Origin of the sequence: Absiella sp. AM09-50 (assembly GCF_003433845.1) — a bacterium.
GTDB lineage: Bacteria > Bacillota_I > Bacilli_A > Erysipelotrichales > Erysipelotrichaceae > Hoskinsella > Hoskinsella hominis.
Genome location: NZ_QVFI01000025.1, coordinates 17,787 through 39,645, shown reverse-complemented (window position 1 = coordinate 39,645; position 21,859 = coordinate 17,787). Strand labels below are relative to the sequence as shown.

Annotated in this window: 22 protein-coding genes and 1 riboswitch; of the genes, 10 read left to right on the top strand and 12 right to left on the bottom strand. The window is 34.5% G+C overall.

Annotation, left to right across the window (positions count from 1 at the left end; genetic code table 11):
• Nucleotides 1-116: 116 nt before the first annotated feature.
• Both DW114_RS21535 and DW114_RS16850 read left to right on the top strand, forming a co-directional pair.
• Nucleotides 117-272, top strand: a complete 156-nt coding sequence (locus DW114_RS21535) for a hypothetical protein (protein WP_199483628.1) — start codon at nucleotides 117-119, stop codon at nucleotides 270-272.
• A 101-nt stretch (nucleotides 273-373) separates the two neighbouring features.
• Nucleotides 374-1,159, top strand: a complete 786-nt coding sequence (locus tag DW114_RS16850; protein ID WP_158552314.1) for a C39 family peptidase — start codon at nucleotides 374-376, stop codon at nucleotides 1,157-1,159.
• Between the two features lie 3 nt (nucleotides 1,160-1,162).
• Here the strand turns inward: DW114_RS16850 and DW114_RS16845 are convergent, their stop codons facing one another.
• Together DW114_RS16845 and DW114_RS16840 are read right to left on the bottom strand one after the other, a co-directional pair.
• Complete coding sequence (locus DW114_RS16845; RefSeq protein ID WP_117454878.1) at nucleotides 1,163-1,507, bottom strand: YolD-like family protein; 345 nt, start codon at nucleotides 1,505-1,507, stop codon at nucleotides 1,163-1,165.
• Nucleotides 1,497-2,753: a DNA repair protein gene (locus tag DW114_RS16840; protein ID WP_117454877.1), complete on the bottom strand. Its 1,257-nt coding sequence runs from the start codon at nucleotides 2,751-2,753 to the stop codon at nucleotides 1,497-1,499. The genes DW114_RS16845 and DW114_RS16840 overlap by 11 nt, the downstream gene beginning before the upstream one ends.
• Before the next feature lie 140 nt (nucleotides 2,754-2,893).
• Between DW114_RS16840 and DW114_RS16835 the strand changes: the two genes are divergently transcribed.
• The 5 genes from DW114_RS16835 (at nucleotide 2,894) to DW114_RS16815 (ending at nucleotide 8,899) form a co-directional block, all read left to right on the top strand.
• Complete coding sequence (locus DW114_RS16835) at nucleotides 2,894-3,487, top strand: LexA family protein (protein ID WP_117454876.1); 594 nt, start codon at nucleotides 2,894-2,896, stop codon at nucleotides 3,485-3,487.
• Between the two features lie 57 nt (nucleotides 3,488-3,544).
• Nucleotides 3,545-4,939 carry a polysaccharide deacetylase gene (locus DW114_RS16830; RefSeq protein ID WP_117454875.1) on the top strand — a complete coding sequence of 465 codons (1,395 nt, stop codon included), beginning with the start codon at nucleotides 3,545-3,547 and terminating at the stop codon, nucleotides 4,937-4,939.
• 113 nt (nucleotides 4,940-5,052) lie between these two features.
• A complete protein-coding gene (locus DW114_RS16825) occupies nucleotides 5,053-6,399 on the top strand; it encodes an ABC transporter permease (RefSeq protein WP_117454874.1) in 1,347 nt (448 codons plus the stop codon).
• 12 nt (nucleotides 6,400-6,411) lie between these two features.
• A complete protein-coding gene (locus tag DW114_RS16820; protein WP_117454873.1) occupies nucleotides 6,412-7,179 on the top strand; it encodes an ABC transporter ATP-binding protein in 768 nt (255 codons plus the stop codon).
• Nucleotides 7,180-7,243: 64 nt separating this feature from the next.
• Nucleotides 7,244-8,899, top strand: a complete 1,656-nt coding sequence (locus DW114_RS16815; protein WP_117454872.1) for a J domain-containing protein — start codon at nucleotides 7,244-7,246, stop codon at nucleotides 8,897-8,899.
• Nucleotides 8,900-8,924: 25 nt separating this feature from the next.
• On the opposite strand, the gene thiD is transcribed toward DW114_RS16815, so the two are convergent.
• Both thiD and DW114_RS16805 read right to left on the bottom strand, forming a co-directional pair.
• Nucleotides 8,925-9,716, bottom strand: a complete 792-nt coding sequence (thiD, locus tag DW114_RS16810; protein WP_117454871.1) for a bifunctional hydroxymethylpyrimidine kinase/phosphomethylpyrimidine kinase — start codon at nucleotides 9,714-9,716, stop codon at nucleotides 8,925-8,927.
• Nucleotides 9,701-10,354 (bottom strand): HAD family hydrolase, encoded by a 654-nt coding sequence (locus tag DW114_RS16805; RefSeq protein WP_117454870.1) that lies wholly within the window; start codon nucleotides 10,352-10,354, stop codon nucleotides 9,701-9,703. Before DW114_RS16805 ends, thiD begins: the two co-directional genes overlap by 16 nt.
• Nucleotides 10,355-10,395: 41 nt before the next feature.
• A riboswitch (TPP riboswitch) is annotated at nucleotides 10,396-10,501 on the bottom strand.
• Between the two features lie 69 nt (nucleotides 10,502-10,570).
• Between DW114_RS16805 and DW114_RS16800 the strand changes: the two genes are divergently transcribed.
• From DW114_RS16800 to DW114_RS16790, 3 genes are read left to right on the top strand one after another with little or no spacing between them, the layout of a single operon-like run.
• On the top strand, nucleotides 10,571-12,064 hold the full coding sequence (locus DW114_RS16800; RefSeq protein WP_117454869.1) for a carboxypeptidase M32: 1,494 nt from the start codon (nucleotides 10,571-10,573) through the stop codon (nucleotides 12,062-12,064).
• Between the two features lie 10 nt (nucleotides 12,065-12,074).
• A complete protein-coding gene (locus DW114_RS16795; protein ID WP_117454868.1) occupies nucleotides 12,075-12,671 on the top strand; it encodes a GNAT family N-acetyltransferase in 597 nt (198 codons plus the stop codon).
• A 39-nt stretch (nucleotides 12,672-12,710) separates the two neighbouring features.
• Nucleotides 12,711-13,430 (top strand): helix-turn-helix domain-containing protein, encoded by a 720-nt coding sequence (locus DW114_RS16790; protein ID WP_117454867.1) that lies wholly within the window; start codon nucleotides 12,711-12,713, stop codon nucleotides 13,428-13,430.
• Nucleotides 13,431-13,466: 36 nt separating this feature from the next.
• On the opposite strand, the gene DW114_RS16785 is transcribed toward DW114_RS16790, so the two are convergent.
• The 8 genes from DW114_RS16785 to DW114_RS16750 form a co-directional block, all read right to left on the bottom strand.
• Nucleotides 13,467-15,173, bottom strand: coding sequence for an ABC transporter permease (locus DW114_RS16785; RefSeq protein ID WP_317286365.1), 1,707 nt, complete (start codon nucleotides 15,171-15,173; stop codon nucleotides 13,467-13,469).
• Nucleotides 15,174-15,356: 183 nt separating this feature from the next.
• Nucleotides 15,357-16,106: an ABC transporter ATP-binding protein gene (locus DW114_RS16780; RefSeq protein ID WP_117454865.1), complete on the bottom strand. Its 750-nt coding sequence runs from the start codon at nucleotides 16,104-16,106 to the stop codon at nucleotides 15,357-15,359.
• Between the two features lie 84 nt (nucleotides 16,107-16,190).
• The gene (locus DW114_RS16775) at nucleotides 16,191-17,201 is read right to left on the bottom strand and encodes a sensor histidine kinase (protein ID WP_117454864.1); all 1,011 of its coding nucleotides are present in this window, start codon (nucleotides 17,199-17,201) and stop codon (nucleotides 16,191-16,193) included.
• The gene (locus DW114_RS16770; RefSeq protein WP_117454863.1) at nucleotides 17,198-17,869 is read right to left on the bottom strand and encodes a response regulator transcription factor; all 672 of its coding nucleotides are present in this window, start codon (nucleotides 17,867-17,869) and stop codon (nucleotides 17,198-17,200) included. Before DW114_RS16770 ends, DW114_RS16775 begins: the two co-directional genes overlap by 4 nt.
• Before the next feature lie 122 nt (nucleotides 17,870-17,991).
• Nucleotides 17,992-18,771, bottom strand: coding sequence for an ABC transporter ATP-binding protein (locus DW114_RS16765; RefSeq protein WP_117454862.1), 780 nt, complete (start codon nucleotides 18,769-18,771; stop codon nucleotides 17,992-17,994).
• Nucleotides 18,768-19,778: a FecCD family ABC transporter permease gene (locus DW114_RS16760; RefSeq protein WP_117454861.1), complete on the bottom strand. Its 1,011-nt coding sequence runs from the start codon at nucleotides 19,776-19,778 to the stop codon at nucleotides 18,768-18,770. Before DW114_RS16760 ends, DW114_RS16765 begins: the two co-directional genes overlap by 4 nt.
• Nucleotides 19,775-20,764 carry a FecCD family ABC transporter permease gene (locus tag DW114_RS16755; protein ID WP_117454860.1) on the bottom strand — a complete coding sequence of 330 codons (990 nt, stop codon included), beginning with the start codon at nucleotides 20,762-20,764 and terminating at the stop codon, nucleotides 19,775-19,777. The genes DW114_RS16760 and DW114_RS16755 overlap by 4 nt, the downstream gene beginning before the upstream one ends.
• Nucleotides 20,751-21,683: an ABC transporter substrate-binding protein gene (locus DW114_RS16750; RefSeq protein WP_117454859.1), complete on the bottom strand. Its 933-nt coding sequence runs from the start codon at nucleotides 21,681-21,683 to the stop codon at nucleotides 20,751-20,753. The genes DW114_RS16755 and DW114_RS16750 overlap by 14 nt, the downstream gene beginning before the upstream one ends.
• Between the last annotated feature and the right edge of the window lie 176 nt (nucleotides 21,684-21,859).

Below are 21,859 nucleotides of genomic sequence, written 5' to 3'. Positions count from 1 at the left end.
AGTACGTTTTCTTTTCAATAATATTGGGAATTTGTGTTCTACAAAATTTATTTTTTACAGGGTAGATTGCTATGATATTAAAGGCAAGCAGTACTTGAAAACTGGTGATAAATACTATGCAGCAGATATCGGTCTACGTTATAGATAAGGGTGAGGTTAACTTTATTGCCATCAATGATGAAGTTGAAGAATATTATCAAGTGGCTTACACTGTGAAAGATGCAGCTGGTAAAATCCTAGAACGTGATAGCGACTGTTATGATACAGTTTAGAAATAATTATATTAGCTAAGATGATGGAAAATCATCTTTTTCTTTGTCGTATGAAATATTCATCTACTTTTTTCGTTGTATAAATGAAGGCGGTGAAGCGTATGAAATTCAAATTGGTAAGTATCATAATCATCATTGTGATTGGCTGCACTTTCTACTATATAAATGAGTCTGATCAGAAGCAAAAGGATCATCCAATTGAAAATAAACAAGATCAACAAACACCTGATAAAGATGATAAAACAAATAAAGATGATCATACAAACACACAAACAATTATTACAGACCCTAATCAGCAAGATGAGCAGCCACAACATAAGGAACAGGATAAACAAAAAGTTATAAAACTTGATGTTCCACAAAGTGTACAAGAGAATAATTATTTTTGTGTTCCTGCGTGCGTGCAAATGGTTTTACGTTATCATGATATAGAAGTCAGTCAGACACAGTTATCAAAAGAAATGCATACAGATACGGTTACAGGTACAGAATACATTGATTTAGCAAATACCTTAAATGCATATCTTTTCCACAAACAGCATATTGAAGGAAACGAACCAGGCTATCGTGTACAGACACTTGCGATTAATGACCAAAGTTCTCAAAGCCAGGCCTTATTTGAACAACGTGTGAAATCAGATATTGCTTCTCATGATCCGGTATTTACCGCAATTGACGTAATGGGACTTTATCCTGATTTATATCATGGCAATCATATGATTATTGTGATTGGTTATGCATCTACGAATGATGTCATTGATTATTACTATATCATTGATTCCTCCTATACAGTACAAGATCAAATATATGGTGGCTTAAAAATCGTTGGTCGTCATGAGCTTTATCAGGCAATTATTCATAATGAAGAACCTGCCTATATCTGGTAAAAGCTATAAGATTTTTTCCACAATATCTTTCCCACTGATTTCCACAATATCTTTCACAAGGATATTATTATCCACAATTCTGATTGTTTTTGTAAATTCTAAATCAATTTTAGTGACCATCCCCTCAACTTCAATGGCTTGTTTACCTTCATAATAAATAACTTTTATCATCATTCCTTTTTTTACCTGAAGAATTTTCCTATTTAATTCTTCATATTCATCATTAGAAAGCTGTTTTCTTTCCACAACAATCCTTTCTTTGCTTTTCAAATACTCATGAAAACCTTTTAAAGATTCAAATGGCAAAAACTGTTTTGCCCGCATCGCTTTATCTGCTTTATTCTGCATTATGACCACCTACTAATTTATTTCTTTTCATCGTTGTCGCTGCATCACATAAATTCATTCCTTTTAAGATTGCATTTTTCCCATACTTCTGTTTGATTTCCACAAGTGTATTTTGAAGCTTTCGTTCTTCTTTGATATCTTCATAATCCGTAAATATATCATAAGCTTCATGTGTTTCATCTACAACATTACCAAATGTTATACCAATCTGACGTATCAGTTCATCTTTGTTTGTGGTTTCTTCAAATAACTTTAAAAATTCCTTCAACAAAATTTGATATGAGTTTGTCACAACAGATAACTTCCGCATGCCTCCGGTTGAGGAAACGTCATCTTCAGCATAGCCAACATATAACCCAATATGATCACAAACCACATGTTTTTCTACTAAATCTAAAACATTCAATTCCACCATTTCTTTTATCACAAGATAAGCATCTTCATATTCATAATTTTCAAAAAGAATCTGATTATTAGAAATTGAATTCGTTTTGGGAATATATTTTTTTATATCTGCGATGGTGGTTGGCTCTATACCATGTGCATGATCTATCAAATATTCTGCATTAACCCCAAATTCATTGTATAAAACCTTTTCTGGTGCGTGGGCAACATCATACATATCTACAAATCCATATTTCTCCAACCGTTTAGAAATCCCTCTGCCTACCTGCCAAAAATCAGTTAGTGGCCGATGATGCCACAGCGTTCTTTTATACGTTTCCTCATCCAGATATCCCATATGATCAGGGGTATGTTTAGCAGTGATATCTAAAGCTATTTTGGCCAAATATAAGTTTGTGCCAATACCAACAGTTGCAGTGATTCCTGTTGTATCAAATACATCATCTGTCAGTTTTCTCGCAAGCCTTTTCGCATCCATTTCATATAATTTCAGATACTCTGTCACATCCAGAAATGCTTCATCAATGGAATATACATGAATGTCATCTTTAGATATATATTTTAAGTAGATTCCATAGATATCTGCGGCATATTGCATATATAATTTCATTCTGGGAAGTGCTGTGATATATTCGATTGTATCTGGAATTTCAAAAATACGGCATCTATTGCGTACACCCTGCTGTTTTAATTTTGGTGATATTGCCAGACAAATAGCACCTTTGCCTCTGGATGGATCTGCCACAACAAGATTCGTTTGAAAAGGATCAAGTCCACGTTCCACGCATTCCACCGATGCATAAAATGTTTTTAAATCAATGCATAGATAGATTCGTTCCATTCCTGCCACCTCCGTAATGGTATTTTAACACTAAAAATATACATAATCAACAAAATTATGTATACTATGTTTCCTTTTTCTGGTAAAATTGCTTTTCAATTGAAATAAAATACGGTATAATCAAAATAGAGGTGGTAACTATGGAATTAAAAGACATCATATTAGATTACAAAAATCGTTATCAGCTGTCTAATAAAGAAATTGCACAACAGTTTCATGTGACACATATCACAGTTGGACGATGGCTGCGTGGTGAGGTTAAAACAATACAAGAAGAAACCGCACAAAATATGAGTCGTGTGCTTGGTTATGATGTGCAATCTGTTTTGCAGGGAACCGCCATCACTTTGAAAAAGCCAGTTCTTGGCATGGCGAAGGCTGGTTATGATATGTTTCTTGAAAATGATTATCTAGGTGAAGAAAGTGTATCTCTAGAAGAATATCAACGTGGAGATTATTTTCTAAAAGTTGAAGGTGATTCCATGATCAATGCTGGTATTGTGGATGGCTCTTATATTTATGTCCATCAATGTGAAACGGTAAAAAATGGTGATATCGCATTAATTCGTATTGGTGATGAAGTCACGATAAAACGTTATTATAAAGACAGAACAAAGGTAGAACTGGTTGCGGAAAACCCTACAGTTGAACCACGAGTATTCACTAGTAAAGAAGCAGAAATGCTGCCTGTTAAAGTCATCGGCAAAGTTTTATTTGTGAAGCATTATCTCTAACATATTTTTACTTTTTTTGATTTCTTCATGGTACCATAAAGAAAAGAGGTGTTCTTTATGAAAAAGAAACGCATCATCATCTATATTTTACTCATAATCATTGCTTGTGCACTGGCTGTTATGGGATATCTATATTTCACTACACCAAATATCATCTTCTCTCATGAGCCGGAAATTATTGAAATCAATTCTAAATATGATGCGATGTCCTTTATTAAAAAGGTAGAACACAGTGATATTAAACAAGTATCTGTTAAAGATGACAAAGTAAACAATAAAAAGCTGGGCACCTATCAAATATTATATGCAATCAAAGATCAAACTTTTGCATTAGATGTACAGGTAAAAGACACGAAAAAGCCAGAAGTCACAACAAAACCTGTTTCTATTGAAATTGGAGAATCTTTTGATTTAAAAGATGGTATCAAAGAAATAAAAGATGATACAAAAACAACGGTTGTATTGAAAAATAAAGATGAAGCTTTTGATAAAACTGGTAAGAAAAATGTCGATATCATCGTAAAAGATGAAGGCGGAAATGAAACAATCGCCACTATACCATTAACAATACAAGAAAAAGATAAAACGCCCCCTGTCATCAAAGCAGAAAATATCACTTTACAGGCAGGTGATTCTTTTGATGCATTATATGGGGTAAGTGCCAATGATGCGCGCGATGGTAAAGTGAAAGTCACTGTCATAAAAAATGATGTAGATACTGAAAAAGCTGGTACGTATCATGTGACATATGAATCAAAAGATAAACATCATAATCGATCTGAAAAAACAATCACTGTCACAGTCACAAAACCACAACCAGTTTCAGGAAAAGTGATTTATTTAACGATTGATGATGGTCCCAGCGCAAATACACCTGCAATCTTAGATATCCTTGATCAATACAATGTAAAAGCAACATTCTTCGTGACAGCACAATCCCCTAATTATCTTGATTATATCCGGATTGCGCATGAGAAAGGACATTCGATTGGCCTACATACCTATTCTCATAATTATGCGCAAGTTTATGCAAATGAAGCTGCATATTTTAGTGATTTACAGGCAATTAGTGACGTTGTTTATGAGAAAACAGGTGTACGTTCTCATATCATTCGTTTCCCAGGCGGTTCTTCTAATACTGTTTCCGCCAATTATAATTCCGGCATCATGAGTCGTTTGTCAAAAGAAGTCCAGAATAAAGGTTATCAATATTTTGACTGGAATGCGGCAAGTGGTGATGGCAACAGTGCTCTGCCAGCATCCACTTTGATACAAACTGCAAAATCATATGGAAATTATCCTTCAGTCATGATGCTGACACATGATCATTCAGGAAGTCATTCTTCCGTTGAAACTCTTCCAGAAATTATTTCATATTATCAAAATTTAGGATATACATTTGAAACGGTTGATGTAAATACAAACGGATATCATCATGGTATCAATAACTAGGCATGGGAAACCACGCCTTTTTGTAAGCGTATGCATAAATAACTTGTGAATCAAACTAAAATGTGATATCGTTATTGTGGCTAAAGTTTTTTTTACTAGGAGGAGAGAGATTTATGGAAATCTTAAGGTTCGCTTACGATAATCTGAAGCGCAATCCCAAAAATGCGTATTTTTTTGCGTTCTCGATTATCGTAGCATCCGCTGTGATTACCTTGTTTTTTTCAATATTAGGTAATCCTTATTATGGTATAAGTTCCATGTCTGATTATGTGACTTATGCGATTGGCTCAGCAGATTTTGATGGAGGAATTGGAAACGGTATTTTCGCAATGATATTATCCCTCATGATGATATCTATTTGTGTAATTACGGTATTCTTTTCCAACAAATTCTTTTTGATATCAAAAGTTGAAGATATCAGTGTTATGATGATTAGTGGCTGTAACGTCATACGTTTGGGATATTTTCTAATCGTTCAAAATTTTATTGTGCTTTTGATATCTGCACCTATTGGTGCTCTTGTCGGGTTTGGCTTACACCCCATGATTAATTATTTGATCTATAAAGAAATGGCTATATCGGCACCATTATTTGCATTTAGTATGGACGCAATGGTATATTGTGTGACTACCTTGTTCATGGTTGGATTCTGGTTGATTTTAGTCGATGCTGGATTTGTATATCGTATGGATTTAAATTCATTACTAAAAGCAAAAAAAGCAATGAATCCGATTGGTAAATCAAAAAGTGTTTATTTTAAAATATTTTATGTTGTCGTTTATGCATATATTCTATATTTTTTATGCACACTGGACTTCACACATGTGAACTTCTTTTTCATGATTTATGTGTCCGTTGGTATTGCATGTGGACCTGCCAACATTTTTAAATATATCTATCCAGAAGCAGTCACATGGGTGAAAAACAAATTATTTCCGACAGATCATCATCGTGTAATATCTACGGGCAACCTGCGTTATAGCATTATTACCAGTGGTATGCTTGTGACGATTATATTAATTGATGTATCTATTTTATTCTTCTATTTATGTAAATTTCGACATGATGCAGCTACCTTTATGGTTGTGCTTCTGTCTTATATTGTATCGTTGGTATTGATTTGTGTATGTATTGGTTATAAATTATCTTCCGATGCTTTAAATAAGAAATTAATATTCCACAATATGATTTCTATTGGATATCTTAAATCGGATATCAAAACAATTATCCTTCAGGAAATGGCAGGATTCTTCTTTTTGATTATCCTTACATGTTTCCCATTATTGTTTATTATATCTTTCATGTTTGTATTATTCGATACCATTACTCCGGCATTTATGGCTGGAATGCTGTTGATATTTGTGGCAATGATTTCCTTTGCAGGTGTTGTCATGTATCGCATTTATGTGAATCTGATATTTAAAGAAGCAATAGATAAACCAATCGTAAATGAAGAATAGGAAGGAACCATTATGAAAAAAATATTAGAAGCAAAAAATATTGTGAAAACATATAATCGCAATACAAAAAATGAATTTGAAGTTTTACACGGTATATCTTTAGAAGTTTATGAAGGAGATTTCATTTGTATCATGGGACCTTCTGGTTCCGGTAAATCTACTTTGATCAATAATCTTTCCACCATTGATACCCCAACAAAAGGTTCTGTATTCATCAATGGGAAAAGTGTAAATAAAATGATGGAAACAGAAACCGGAAAATTTCGTTATGAGAATTTGGGATTTGTTTTCCAGTCTTTCAATTTGATGGATACACTGACCATACGTGAAAACATTGCGGTACCTTTGACACTTGCGAAAGTGGGAAAAGATGAAATCAAAGAACGTGTAGAAGCAATCGCAAACAAGCTTGAAATAAATGCCTTGTTAGATAAATATCCTGCGGAATGTTCTGGTGGGCAATGTCAGCGATGTGCTGTTGCTAGAGCCCTTGTGACCAATCCAAAACTAATTGTGGCAGATGAGCCAACAGGTAATCTTGACTCTAAAAACTCTCATGATTTGTTAGCCTTATTAAAAAATTTAAATGAACAAGACCATGTGACGATTATTATGGTTACTCATGATGCGATGATTGCCAGCTACTCTAAACGTTTATTGTTTATCCGTGATGGCGTCATTGATGAAGTCATTGAACGAGAAGGCCTTGATCAAAAGGAATATTTCTACAAAATCGTTCAGGCTAACAGCAAGGAATCCATGGAACTGTTGTTTCAATAAATGAAATATCGCCCTGTTCATCTTCAGGGCTTTTTTGCTATAATAAACAAAAGGCGGTGAAATTATGTGGCAGCATCCTTGTTGGAAAATCCTTGGCATAGAAGCAACTGATCATATCAAAGAAATCAAACGAGCATACGCAAAACGTTCTAAAGAAATACATCCAGAAGATCATCCGGAAGAATTTATGCAGCTTCATGATGCATATGAACAAGCGATGGCAATTGCGAAACATCAGGATACACAAACTTTCTTTGTTCCATCGGATATCATCAAGGTATCCCCTGTGGAAACCAATGAAGATGCATCAAATGAATTTGATTTTGAAGCTTTGTTTGAAGAAGGGAATCATTTGAATGAACAACAAAAAGAGAACCTTAGAACATGTGTATTAGAAAAAATCAGTGGATTATTGACTAAAATGACCTCCTATACCAAATGGCTGGCATTCACACAAGAAACTGATTTTATACATATTGCTGAGGACCCCATATTTGTTGATGACTTATATTATTTTATATCGAAACGTATCATATCTTCTGAAGCCAATACAGCTTTCTATAAATTCTATACAGAAATAGAAGAACCTTCCCAAGAAATAAATCAGCTATTAGAATTGTTAAATGAACAGATGCAAAAAAGAACAGTTAAAAACAATAAGAATTTCCACAAAGTTTGTGTGATAATCGCCATTGTCGTTGCATTATTCTTTATTTATTTATCCTCGCTTTGGAAGTCCAGGGTTCCTTTATATTGCATCATAATCATTGCGATTTTGCTAAGTTACTTATCTTTAGCATCTAAAAATAAGAATAAAGAAATCAAAATGTCTACCTTTGTCATTTTATTCATCGTATCACTAATGGTTTTCGGAAGTATTGATGTCTATGTATTCGGTAATAATAACATTCGTACGATTCCTCAAGTTATACATGAGCGCTATGGCGATTATGTAACATTAGAAGAGGAAGTAAATACTGATAATCCTTTATATCAAGATATTTCAATCTATAAATGCTATGATGAAGAAAATGATGTGAGCTTTTATATGAAAGAATCATTGGATGAAAATGGAAAAAGCATTTTTGAAGACACTTTACCAGGTGCTTTTGTTTCTTCGTTAAACATCAATTTTACAGTTCATCAGAAGGATATTTATCCTATCAGCCGCATGTATGATAACGCAGAAGGTTTTGATATTAAAGTTACTGCCGAAAATGGTGATGCGATGGCGAAGGAATTGTATTTGCTAGTACAAAAAGTATGTGCTTCCCCTTTGTATGAAATATGTAAAGATATCCGGTTTTATGGATTGCCAGAACATGCGAAATTTGCACATTATGCCAGATATTCAAAAACCATCGAAGAATTATCAAAGCTGAATGAAAAAGAAATTAAAGACTGGTTGTTTTTCAGTATCACTGCTTATCGTTTAGATTTTACACTGTGGCAGCCTGAAAAATATCAAGAGGATGTACAAAAATATCTTCATGATGCTTCCGGCATTGATATATTAGGTAAACATTACAATGATATACATGTCGAGAATGATAAGCTTTCTATTGGCAATTTCTATCGTTTGGCTTTACATTTAGATTTGAATATCCAAAAACTGTATGATGATAGCTTGATATGGTATACAAAAAACACGACGCAAATGATAGGAAATGGCGTCACTACCCCTTATATTGATGTATCTTTGGTAAAGGAATTATTGTAAATGAAAAGTCGCGATTTGCGACTTTTTATGCTTTATTCATCAAGTTCCAGCAATGATTTAAAGGTCCACTGCCTTTTCCTAAATCCATGCCATCTTTTAATGCACCTGTGATATATGCCTTTGCATTTTTTACACTGCTTACCATGTCATAACCCAATGCTAAATTACTGGCAATTGCACTGGATAAGGTACAGCCGGTTCCATGGGTATTAGGATTTTGTATCTTAACACAAGGCAGCCAGATTTCTTCTCCATCATGATACAATAAATCATCTGCACAATCCTCAAAATGTCCACCTTTAATCAAAATATAGCCATGATAATTTGTGGCAATCTTTTGTGCTGCTTTTACCATATCATCTTTGGACTCAATAGAAAATTCACATAATACTTCTGCTTCTGGAATATTTGGTGTAATAATCTGTGCCAGTGGAAGCAACTCTTTTTGCAGCATCGTTAACGCTTTTTGCGCTAATAGCCGATCGCCACTGGTGGATACCATCACTGGATCTACCACGATATTTTTAGGTTGATATTGTTTCAGCTTTTCCACAATGACTTCGATTAATTCTGGTTGTGATACCATCCCGATTTTTACTGCATCTGGGAAAATATCTTCAAATACACAATCAAACTGTTCCTTTAAAAAGGCAGGTGTTACATTCATAATATCACGTACACCACATGTATTTTGTGCAACCAATGCGGTGATCACACTCATTCCATATACCTTATGTGCCATAAAGGTCTTTAAATCTGCCTGTGCCCCTGCCCCACCACTTGGGTCTGTGCCTGCAATTGTTAAAACTTTCTGCATAATATCTCCTCCAGTTCCTGCATATCCTCTATGTATGCATCTGCCATACTTCTGATTTTTTCTTCATCTTTCTGCTGGCTTTTTTCTTTCACGGCTACCACATAGCATCCTGCTTTTTTTGCACCTGATACAGCGTGCAATGCATCTTCAATGACGATACACTCCGCTGGTTTTAATTGCATCTTTTCACAGGCGTAATAGAAACAAGCCGGATCATCTTTGGATAAATGGATATCTTCACAACTTAAGATATAGGAGAATTTATTTGATAGTCCATGTTTTTTCAAGGCTGTTTCACACACTTCTTTATGATTGGCACTTAATACGCATAAAGTCACTGGCATTGTAGAAAGCTTCTGTATGCATTCCTTTACACCAGGTTTTAACTCCATATGGATATATCGTTTTTTCAATAAAGCATAAACTTCATCATGTACTGTTTCTAATGATTCCTTTTGTACATAATGTTTTTGAAGATATGCGACTGCCTCTTCCATGCGTAAAGTAGAAAATACTTCATCTAAATTTTCATTTGTCTGTATTCCTTTACTGATTAAATAAGAAAATGCAAAATCATCCCATACATGCATACTATCTAACAGTGTGCCATCTAAATCAAAAATACATCCTTTTATCATAGACCCTCCAAAAAAAAGAATATCCCCAACATGAGAATATTCCAATAACTAATGATTATTCCCTACGTTGGCATTATCCAAATCAGGTATCGGTCGAAGTTTTCAACTTCCTCTCAGCCGGTCATACCAACTCCCGTGATTTCCATGGTAATCATAGCATAAAGGGACGAAAAATGAAAGCAGATATGTTACAATATTCGCATAGAGGTGAACATTATGGTAGAAACATTAAGAAAAGCTTTTCAAGAATATAAGGATATCCAAAAGGCCTACACACTCGCATTGAGTACAATGTATTATGATATCGCAACGATTGCGCCAAAGAAAGGAATTGCCAAACGTAATGAAGCTATGGCATATTTAAGTGGTGAAGCATTCAGTAAGGCAACCGATAAGGAAGCTCTTGCGATGATTGAAGAATTAGGAAAAATCACAAATGACACAGAAGAAAAAAGAGAAATCACGTTGTTTCTAAAAGGAATGGAATATGATCGGGTATTGCCAAAAGATGTATATGTCGCAATGCAGAAAAGCATCAATGACAGTGAAGCCGCATGGCATATCGCAAAAGATCAGGATGATTATGCATCTTTCGCACCTTATTTAAAAGATGTGATTCTAAAACAAAAAGAAGCATTGACGTATGTACAAAAAGAAAGTACAGACTATGATTATTTATTAGATCGCTACGAAGATGGTATGAGTGTGAAACAATATGATGCATTTTTTAATTCCATCAAAGAACAACTGGTACCTTTCATCAAAAAAATCAATGAACAGAAGGAACAAATCGATGATTCCGTATTACATCAAAGTTTTGATATTGATCAGCAGGCAAAATACAATGCGCAATTACTAGATTATTTAGGAATAGATCGAGAAAAGTGCGTTATGGGATTAACGGAACATCCATTTACTGATTTCTTTAGTGAAAATGAAGCACGTATTACCACACATTATTATGAACATGATGTTATGTCGGGCATCTTTTCCACAATGCATGAATATGGTCATGCTTTATATTCGTTACAGGTAAAACCAGAATATGATGGAACTGCTTTAAAAGATAATATTGGTTACGCCATGCATGAAAGTCAATCCCGCTTTATGGAAAATCATATCGGGCGTCATCCAGCTTTCTGGCAGGTACAATACCCTATCCTTCAAAGCTATTTCCCAAAACAACTTTCCCATGTATCCTTTGAAGATTTCATGCGTATGATCAATATCACACGACCTTCTTTTATACGAACAGAAGCAGATGAATTAACCTATCCATTACATATTTTAATTCGTTATGAATTAGAAAAAGAAATTTTCAATGGTTCTATTCCTCTTGATCAGTTAGAAACCATGTGGAATGATAAATATGAACAATATCTGGGGCTTCGTCCACGTAATCATCGTGAAGGAATTTTACAGGATATGCACTGGGGTGGTGGCAATTTTGGATATTTTCCAACATACGCCTTAGGAAGTGCTTATGCAGCACAGTTTTATAGTTCAATGGAAAAACAGCTGCCAGTGGCAGATTATTTAAGAAACAATCAATTTGATAAAATCGCGGCATGGTTAAAAGACAATATCCACTATGTTGGTGCCTATCAAAACGCTAATGAAGTATTAAAACAAGCAACAGGTGACACCTTTCATGCCCAATACTACATCGATTATTTAATGAATAAATATCGCACATTATATCAACTTTAGGAGAATTTTTATGATAGAAACAAAACGATTAATTTTACGCCCATTTCATGAACAAGACACAGAAGCTTTATTAGAAATTATGAAAGATAAAGAAGTAAATACCTTTTTACCTTGGTTTCCTTTTAAAAGTCTTGAAGAAACAAAGAAATATTTAAAGAGCTTTTATTTAGATTATCAGGGGGAAGGCTTTCGCTATGCGATCTGTTTAAAAGATGACAACAAGCCCATTGGATATATTCATGTTGGTGATGGTGACAGCTTTGATTTTGGTTATGCATTACGCAAAGAATTCTGGCGTCAAGGCATCGTTTCAGAAGCCGCAAACGCTTTTATAGAAATGTTGAAAACAACAGATATTCCTTATATCACAGCGACACATGATGTCTTGAATCCAAGAAGTGGTCATGTGATGAAAGCGATTGGCATGAAGTATTGTTATACGTATGCAGAACACTGGATGCCAAAAGATATAGATGTAAACTTTCGTATGTATCAAATGAACTTTGATGGAAGTGATTTCGTTTATCAAAAATATTGGAATATGTATCCTCATAGAATCGAAAATCTGGAAGATGATAGTGATTCTACCACAGGTCGAGTGCAATAAAAAGAAAACCTCTGTATACTGATATCAGGAGGTGCACAAATGGAGCATAAAGACATTGGAAATTTTATCGCAGAACGAAGAAAAGCAAAGGGACTTACACAAAAACAGCTTGCGGAAAAACTTTATGTATCAGATAAAGCCATCAGTAAATGGGAACGTAATATTTGTTTATTTGATATATCGTTGATCCAGCCACTTGCGGATATATTAGATGTAAGCATAAATGAACTATTGGAAGGAAAGCTTCTTGATTCTAAACAGGATGATGAAGTTATTCAGAAAATCAAACAGATTTCCCAAAATAAGCGAAAGCATTGGCGTATGATTTATATACTCACAACTGCCTTTTGCCTACTTGCTACAGCGTATTTAATACATATATATACCATGGATACTTTACAACAGATAGATTATTTTACCTACATTGTGATTGCGATTGTCATAGGAGGCTACTTCGTATTTTTCACACCAAAACAGCTTCCGGATTATTATGACAAAAATCAAATTCATTTTATATCCACTGGTATCATGCGTATGAATATGCCAGGTATTCATTTCAACAATAATAACTGGTTTCGCATCAGTATGACGATTGTTATCTGGTCCATCCTCATGATGATCATTTGCCCTTTCTTTTTTGGAATATCTTTAAACACTTCATTTTCAGATATCCTGATTACACAAAAAACACTGATCTGTATCATCGTATTATCAACATTTTTTATTCCCATCATCGTATGTGCAAAACGATATGAATAACAGGACATGCCATATGCCCTGTTTTTTGTTTGTATCCTACTGATCTATTTCACAGCGTTTCTCAAATGATTTCACTGAAATGATATATAGAATGAAAAATAATACTGCTAAAACTGAAATACTGATTATTGTGATCAATCGTAAAGGATCACTTTTCATCAGATTCTGTAAAGCACTCATAATAAAATAACTGGAGAATGCCGTTATCACAATCGGCAGAATATATGTGAATGCTACTTCCTTTTGAATCGCATGATGCATACTGCGTTTAGAGATACCTACATTCTTCAATATAATATATCGCTGGCGATCATCACTAGCATCATTATAAGTTTTCATAAACAATACCCCGCCGCAAGAGAACGCAAATACCGCAAACATGAAGATACATAAGGAATAAATAACACGGATAAAGACAATTTCTCCACTATCTAAATCTGCGATCATCACTTGTGTATGCTCACTATTGAACGCCTTAAGCTCTTCAATACCTGCCTTATAATTTTTTTGATCCGCAATGTTTACCACATATAAATCCATCATCATTTTACCTTTTGAAAGTGACGCAAAAGTTTTATCATTTACAATCAATGCATTCATATTATATTGCATCATACCAAAGTAAGCTGTATCCTCAGCCGCAATAATTTTTAATTCTTTTTGATCTATAGGAACACTTCCCAATGTATCATCTGATAAAGATATTAGGTATTTTTTATGAAGCTCTATTGCTTCTAAGTCCTGTGGTTTTGCTTTTAATGGTGTTAACCCGACTTCTTTACAGAAATTGATATAATCTGAATAGGATACCACAAAAGCAAGCTGATCATTTGTATATTTCTCAACACGATATTGATGGAAAAAGAATGGAATCGATGCTTTCTGTTTCATCGTATTATTTTTTTCAATCGTTTGATTGATTTTATCAATTGGTATTTGATCCCCCATAAATGAATATACATATTGAGATTGAGAATGATTCATTGCATCATAGCGTTGTTTCATCGCAAGACCAGCGCCCAATGCACTCACACAGCATAACATCATAATGGTGACAATGGCATAGGTACGATAGTTCTTTTTCACACGAAAAATCAAATGATTGATCCACAAATTTCGTTCTTTTTTATATAGAAACGTTTTCTTATCAGAAAGCTTTGTAAGGACAAAGGGCATTAGGGAATCATATAAGCCATAGATACCAACGATTACAAAAACAGTCGCTAAAAGCATGTAAATGAAACTTGATATATCTCCAATCTGTAATGCAAAATAGTATCCAGCACACAATATCAGTAAAGATATCAATGCCTTAAAAAAAGTCATAAAGCCATTGGCTTTCTTAAATTCACTTTGTCTGTTTGCGGAAAGCATATCTTTTACACTGGTGCGTACGATATTAAAATATCCTTTTCCCATCAAAAACGCATACAATACCAGAAAGATCAAAGCGGTTTTTATTGCCGTGATAAATTGAAAATCAAAAGGAATAGATGCTTCAATATCACTTAATTTAAAAAACAACATACCAAACAGTTTTGAAAAGGCAATACCTGTCAAAATCCCTGAAACAATGGATATCATACCTACCATCATCATTTCAAAGAAATACATTTTACCTAGTTGTTTGTTATCTAAACCCATAAAGATAAAGGTACCCATTTCCTTTTTTCTTTGCCCAAGGAATACATTAGAAGCATACCATATGAAACAGAAAACAAAGAATACCAATACAACAGAGATTGCCGCAATGATGATTTCACTGAATTCCTGATTTTTTTACCCAGGATATCCAATGCTCCTGAATCCATAAGATTTAAAAAGTTATATAAAATAAAGCTGCAAAAGGATAATGAGAATATAAAAGCCAGATAAGAAGTGAAATTTCGCTTCAGATTTTGAAGGCTTAATCGCATGACACGCATGCTACTCACCTCCTAAGGATGCCATTAGTTGTAAGATACGATCATAGAATTCTTTACGGGAATCGCCTGCATTCAACTTACATGAAATTTCCCCATCCTTTAATAAATATACCTGTTTGGCATAACTTGCGGAAAAGGCATCATGTGTAACCATTAAAATCGTCGCATTCTTTTGTTCATTAATTTTCTTCAAACTCATCAACAGTTCTTTACTGGATTTAGAATCAAGTGCACCCGTAGGTTCATCCGCAAACACGATATCCGGATCACTGATCAAAGCTCTGGCCGCAGCACCTCTTTGTTTCTGTCCACCGCTTAATTGGTATGGATACTTCTCTAAATGCTCTTTGATGCCAAATAAATCCGCCAATTGTTTAACTTTTTCCACAATTTGTTTAGGATTTTTCCCATTAATGGAAAGTGGTAGTGCAATGTTATCCATCAATGTCATATTATCCAACAAATTATAATCCTGAAAAATAAATCCTATATGCTTCTTTCTGATATTACTCAATTTATCATTTTTAATTTTTGTGATATCCACACCTTCCATAAGGATAGAGCCATGTGTTGGCTTATCAATGGTACTTAATAAATTCAGAAGTGTACTTTTCCCAGCACCACTTGGTCCCATAATTGCGATAAAATCCCCTTCATAAATCTCTAAGCTCACATTGTTTAATACCCTTGTTTTGACTCCTTTTTTGCCATATTCCTTACTAATATTTTTTACCTGCATGATTTCTTTCATTTACTGATACCTCCTTGACACCTATAGCATACCTTAGATGAAAGCCAAAATCCTTTCATCCACCTTACAGATACCATGATATCCTTACAATTCAGTAATATTGAAAAAATCTAGATGATGATCAAAAATAATACATACATCTGTGTACTTTTGAGGTATGGATACTATTTCAATCTGATGTTCTAACATACGGGCAATTTGTCTTACAAAGTATAGTCCCATTCCCGTGGATTTATATTCACCATTTCTAACATTATTACCTGTATATCCCTTTTCAAAAACACTTAATATATCTTCTTTACATATCCCGATTCCATTATCACGAATATGTAAAATCGTACGATTTCCTTTCATTTCTGTATATAAAGATAACTTTGGTTGCTCCTTGTGATATTTTATTGCATTGTGAATGATTTGATCTAACATATAGACCAGCCATTGTTCATCGCTTAACACCTTTTCATCCGTTATTTGATTATCAATTTCAAAATGTTCTTTGATTAGAAAAAACGATTGATGGCGAATACTTTTATCCACAATTCCTTTTAAACTTAACAATTCTATCTTTTTGTCATAATGAGAGTTCCATGTTTTACAGCCTGTCAGCATCGTATGTAATAATTGTTCCATCTTTTCACACTGTTCCTTGATTTCCATACGCAATGTGACATCATCATTGCGCTCATTCATCATATGAAGTGCGGCAAGTGGCAATTTTATCTCATGTGACCAGCGGGAAATATACTCCTGTAATTCGCAAAGCTTTTGATAGCTGTCTTCAATATCCTGATGATAAATCTGTTCATTATGTATAAATAACGCCTCATGATCATATAAAGGCTGATGCAAATCATCACAAACGATATACTCCTGACATTCTAAAAGGTCATCGATTTCTTTATGATGTTTCCATGTTCTATAATAATCAATAACTATAAGTCCTAAGATTATGATTGCTATTAAAAAATCCATATAATATATATCACTTTGCTGAATATGCACAGGACTCAAATAAACATAATATACACGATTCATCATCCAGACAATCACAATGCCAAGTAACAACATCCATTTTTGTTTAATATATGATTTCATGGTATTAAATATCCTTGTCCTTTCTTTGTGATAATGATATCCTCAACACCAGTTTCCTGTCGTATCTTTGATTTTAGGCGTGAAATACTGGTTGTTAAAGAGCCATCAGAAATAAATTCATCTGTACTCCATATCTGCATCATCAATTCTTCACGACTAACGATTTTCCCTCTGCTCTTTAAAAGAATCGCAAGTATACGGTTTTCCATCTTTGTTAATTCAATCACTTCATGATGATAACGTAAAAGCCCCTGTGAGAAATCATACTGCAGATCATTGGATAACTGCATCTGTACATGGTCCTGATATTCATAGGTTCTTCTTAGCATTGCCTGAATTTTTGCCATGAGATAATCTAACGCAAATGGTTTTTGGATATAGTCATCCCCGCCAGTTGTGATGGCCATGATTTTATCCTGATTGCCATCTCTGCTAGATATAAATAAAATTGGAACTGTGGAATTTTTACGTATTTTTTCACACCAGTAAAAGCCGTCAAAATATGGCAAATTGATATCTAATAAAATCAAATGTGGTTGTAGCACCTCTACCTCTTTGCATAAGTCATGAAATTTTGTGGCGCATACGACTTCTAGTCCCCATTTTTCGCAATAAAGTTTTATCTCATTTCCTAATACTCGATCATCTTCAATTATCATTATCCGCATATTATCACCCTCTATTATAATTATAAAGTATGTTTGCTTACTTGTATCTAACATTTTTGTGAGAAATACATAAGATAATACTATTAAAAAAGTCAATCTAAGGAAATCCTTGTTGATTGACTCTAAATATGATAATCCATAATCACAGGATAATTTTTATCTTTATCGTAATGAAGCTGTGCTTTGATTCCATATAATTCTTGCAAATGTGCTTCATTGATTACTTCTTTTGGATGACCTTCAAATACGATTTTACCTTCTTTCATTCCGATGATATGATCAGCATAGCGACATGCAAGCTGTAATTCATGGAGTACCATAATAATGGTTTGCTTCTTTTTTTGATTGAGTGTTTTCAATAGTTCTAATATTTCTAATTGATAAGATATATCGAGATAGGTTGTAGGTTCATCTAATACCAGTATATCTCCTTGTTGTGCTAATGCCATGGCAATCCATACTCGCTGGCGTTGTCCGCCGGATAAGTTTTCCACAAATTGTTCTCTTTGATCATATACACCTGTTTCCTTCATTGCCCAGTTGATGATTTCATAATCTTCTTTTGAAAGTGAGCCTAAAGGTTTTTGATATGGAAAACGCCCATAAGCTACTAATTCTTTTACTAATAATCCTGTTGGTGTGACAGGACTTTGGGGCAGCATTGCTAGTTTTTTCGCAATCTGCTTAGAATGCATTTTCTGTATATCCTCCTGATATAAGAAAATCTGACCTTTTTTAGGCTTCTGGATACGGGCAATGTTTTTTAGAAGTGTGGATTTTCCACATCCGTTAGGACCAATCATCACAGTGATTTTTCCTTCTGGTATATCCACATGAATATCTTCTAAAATTATACGATACTCATATCCGGCTGTTAATGATTTTACAGATATTGCATTCATAATGACTTCTCCTTTAACATCAAATATATAAAGTAAGGCACACCAATCAATGATATGGTAATACCTGCTGGTATTTCTATTGGGGAAAACAAATTTCTGGATACACTATCTGCGACAACAATGATGATCATAGAAATCAGTATGGACACAGGAAGATAATGTTTATGCTTTGTGCCAACCATAGATTTTGCGATATGAGGACCCAACAATCCCAAAAAGCTGATATTTCCTGCAACAGCTGTTGCACCTCCTGCAAGTATGATTGCATAACATAAGAATCGCTTTCGTTCTTTTTCCACAGAAACCCCTAAACTAATCGCAAGCTCATCTTTCAACTGCAAAATATCTAATGTCTTATGATGATACATGACAAGTCCTGTCACAATTATCACAATTGGTAAAATAGATAATGCATATATCCATCCACTTCCCCATAAACTTCCACTTGTCCAAACCAATACACGGTTATAATCCTGTGTACTGCCTTGAAATGTTAGAAACATAATACAGGCATTGATGGCGATATTCACACCAATCCCAGTTAATAACAGTCTTTGTGGATGAATGTCACGTGAGGAAGATATGAAATAAATCAATCCTGCGGATAGAAAGGCACCAAGTAATGCGATGATTGGCAATATCATGATGGATGCATTTCCCATCGCCTGATAATATAAGCTTCCTTGGGAAAAGATAAATAACACAGCAGCAAGGGATGCGCCGGCATTGATACCTATGATTCCTGCATCTGCCAAATCATTTTTCGTGATACCTTGAAGTAATGCACCAGCGATAGATAAGGCTGTAGCTACCAGCATTGCTGTTATTATTCTTGGTAATCGTAAGGTAAATACTGCAATATTCTGCATTTTAGTACCTTGTCCGACAAGTATTTTCCATATATCTGAAAACGCTATTTGGTAGCTTCCCCAGCCAAGGGATAAAACAATCGTAATCAATAAGATTACAGACAAGATGATCCATGTATATTTTATTTTCTTTTTCATTGGCTTCGCTCCTTTCTAACAAGATATAGAAAGAATGGAATCCCCATTAAAGATGTAAAGATACCAATTGGTGTTTCATAGGGACTTAACAGCATACGTGCTAATATATCCGCAAATACCAGTAAAACTCCACCTGCCAAAAAACTTAAAGGTAATAGAAAACGCATATCTTTTTTTATGATACGTGATATCACCTGTGGTATGATAAGCCCAACAAAGCTGATATTTTTCGCAACTGCGACACAGATCGCACTTATGGGAATAATCAACAATAGTGTAAAAAAGCGAATATGAGATGGCTTTTCACCTAAAGAGATGCATACATCATCCCCTAGGGATAATACATTGATTTTTGTGGATAACAACATTGCGCAGATCATACCAATCGTTGTAGCGATCATTAATTGTATGACATGATGCCAGCCGGTATTACGAAAACCACCCCCAACCAGAAAAGCAATCATTTGTGAATTGTTTGTGAGTAAGGAAATCACCGTGGAAAGGGATAGGAAAAATGTACTGAGGGCTGTTCCGGCTAACAATAGTTTTCCCATAGATGTGCGAGAAGGATTCTTCATAGTGAACATCACAAGCAAGCCACTTAATAAAGCGCCAATGAAAGATGCAATTACGATATTGTTTGTCGTTACCCATGCTGCATGGATATATAACAGACTAATTGCCAGCGTCGCCCCCTGTGATATGCCAAGAATGGATGGCTCTGCGATAGGATTACGTGTTACTGCCTGCATCATCGCACCACATATTCCCAATAGTCCTCCGACCAAAATAGTAGCAATTACCCGTGGCAAGCGGACATCCCGAATCAATTGATGATCTAACACATCTTCATAATGGAATAAAGCATTCCATATCGTTTCCTGATTCATGGTTTTAGCGCCTGATTTTAAGGCAAGATAAGTACCAGTGATCAATAAGAAGATCGATATCAGGATACATATCCAAAATCTTTTATTTTGCTTCATTTAGCATCCCTTCTATTTCAGCTAATAATTTTTCACGTCCAATAGGACTGTATCCTTGATTGAAATATGGTGAGGATGGAAGTGTGATCACATGTTTATTTTTTACTGCTGGTAGATTATTCCAGACACGGTTGCTTTCTAGTTCTTTCTGCATTTCATCCGTTGTAATCAAAAAGATGTAATCCGCATCAATTTCAGCCAAACCTTCATAAGTCACAACTGGTAAAGATATATCACTTTGTTTTGGCATGCCTTTTGGTTTTACAAGGCCTAAATCGTTATATAGCACATCTCCAAATCCTGCATCAGAGAACACAAAGAACTGTCCACCACTTGCCAGAAATGATAGATAACTGGTATCTTTTCCATATTTATTTTTGATGCTTTGAGATAGTTTTTCTGCTTTTGTTTCATAAGCAGATAACCAAGTTTCTGCCTGTTTTGTACGCTGGAAGATTTCCGCCATGTGATGAATATTTTCTTTCCAATCCAAGGCTTCATTTTGAATCATAATCGTAGGTGCAATTTTTGTTAATTGTTCATACATTTTTTCCTGTACGGTAGAAATCACAATAACATCTGGTTCTAAATTCATCACTGCCTCAATATCCATGGTATCCTGCATACTGTATCCAAGAATCTTTGCGCCTTTTAAAGTATCTTTTAGATAACTTGGAAATTTCGTATAATCATAGGCATCGCTATTCGCTGTGCCAATTACCTGATATCCAAGGATAGATAGAATATCACTATTTCCACTTAAATCTACTATTCGTTTGGCTTCTTTTGGTATTTCAACTTCGCCTCTTACATCTTTTACTGTTATCATTTCTGTATTAGAATGGTTATTTGTACTGCCACACGCAGTTAATGTTAATAAAGAAATCATCATACATAATGTAAATATTGTCTTTTTCATATGTCCTCCTAATAAGTTAGCTTAAGCTAATACTTTAAGATATTACCATATCCTGTTTTATGCTGTCAACCATTATGTTAGCCAAAACTAATCCATAAGATAGTTTTCCCCTTTTCTCACTTATTAAACATAAAAAAAGGCTTAAATATGGAATAATTATCCAATTAAGCCTTTTA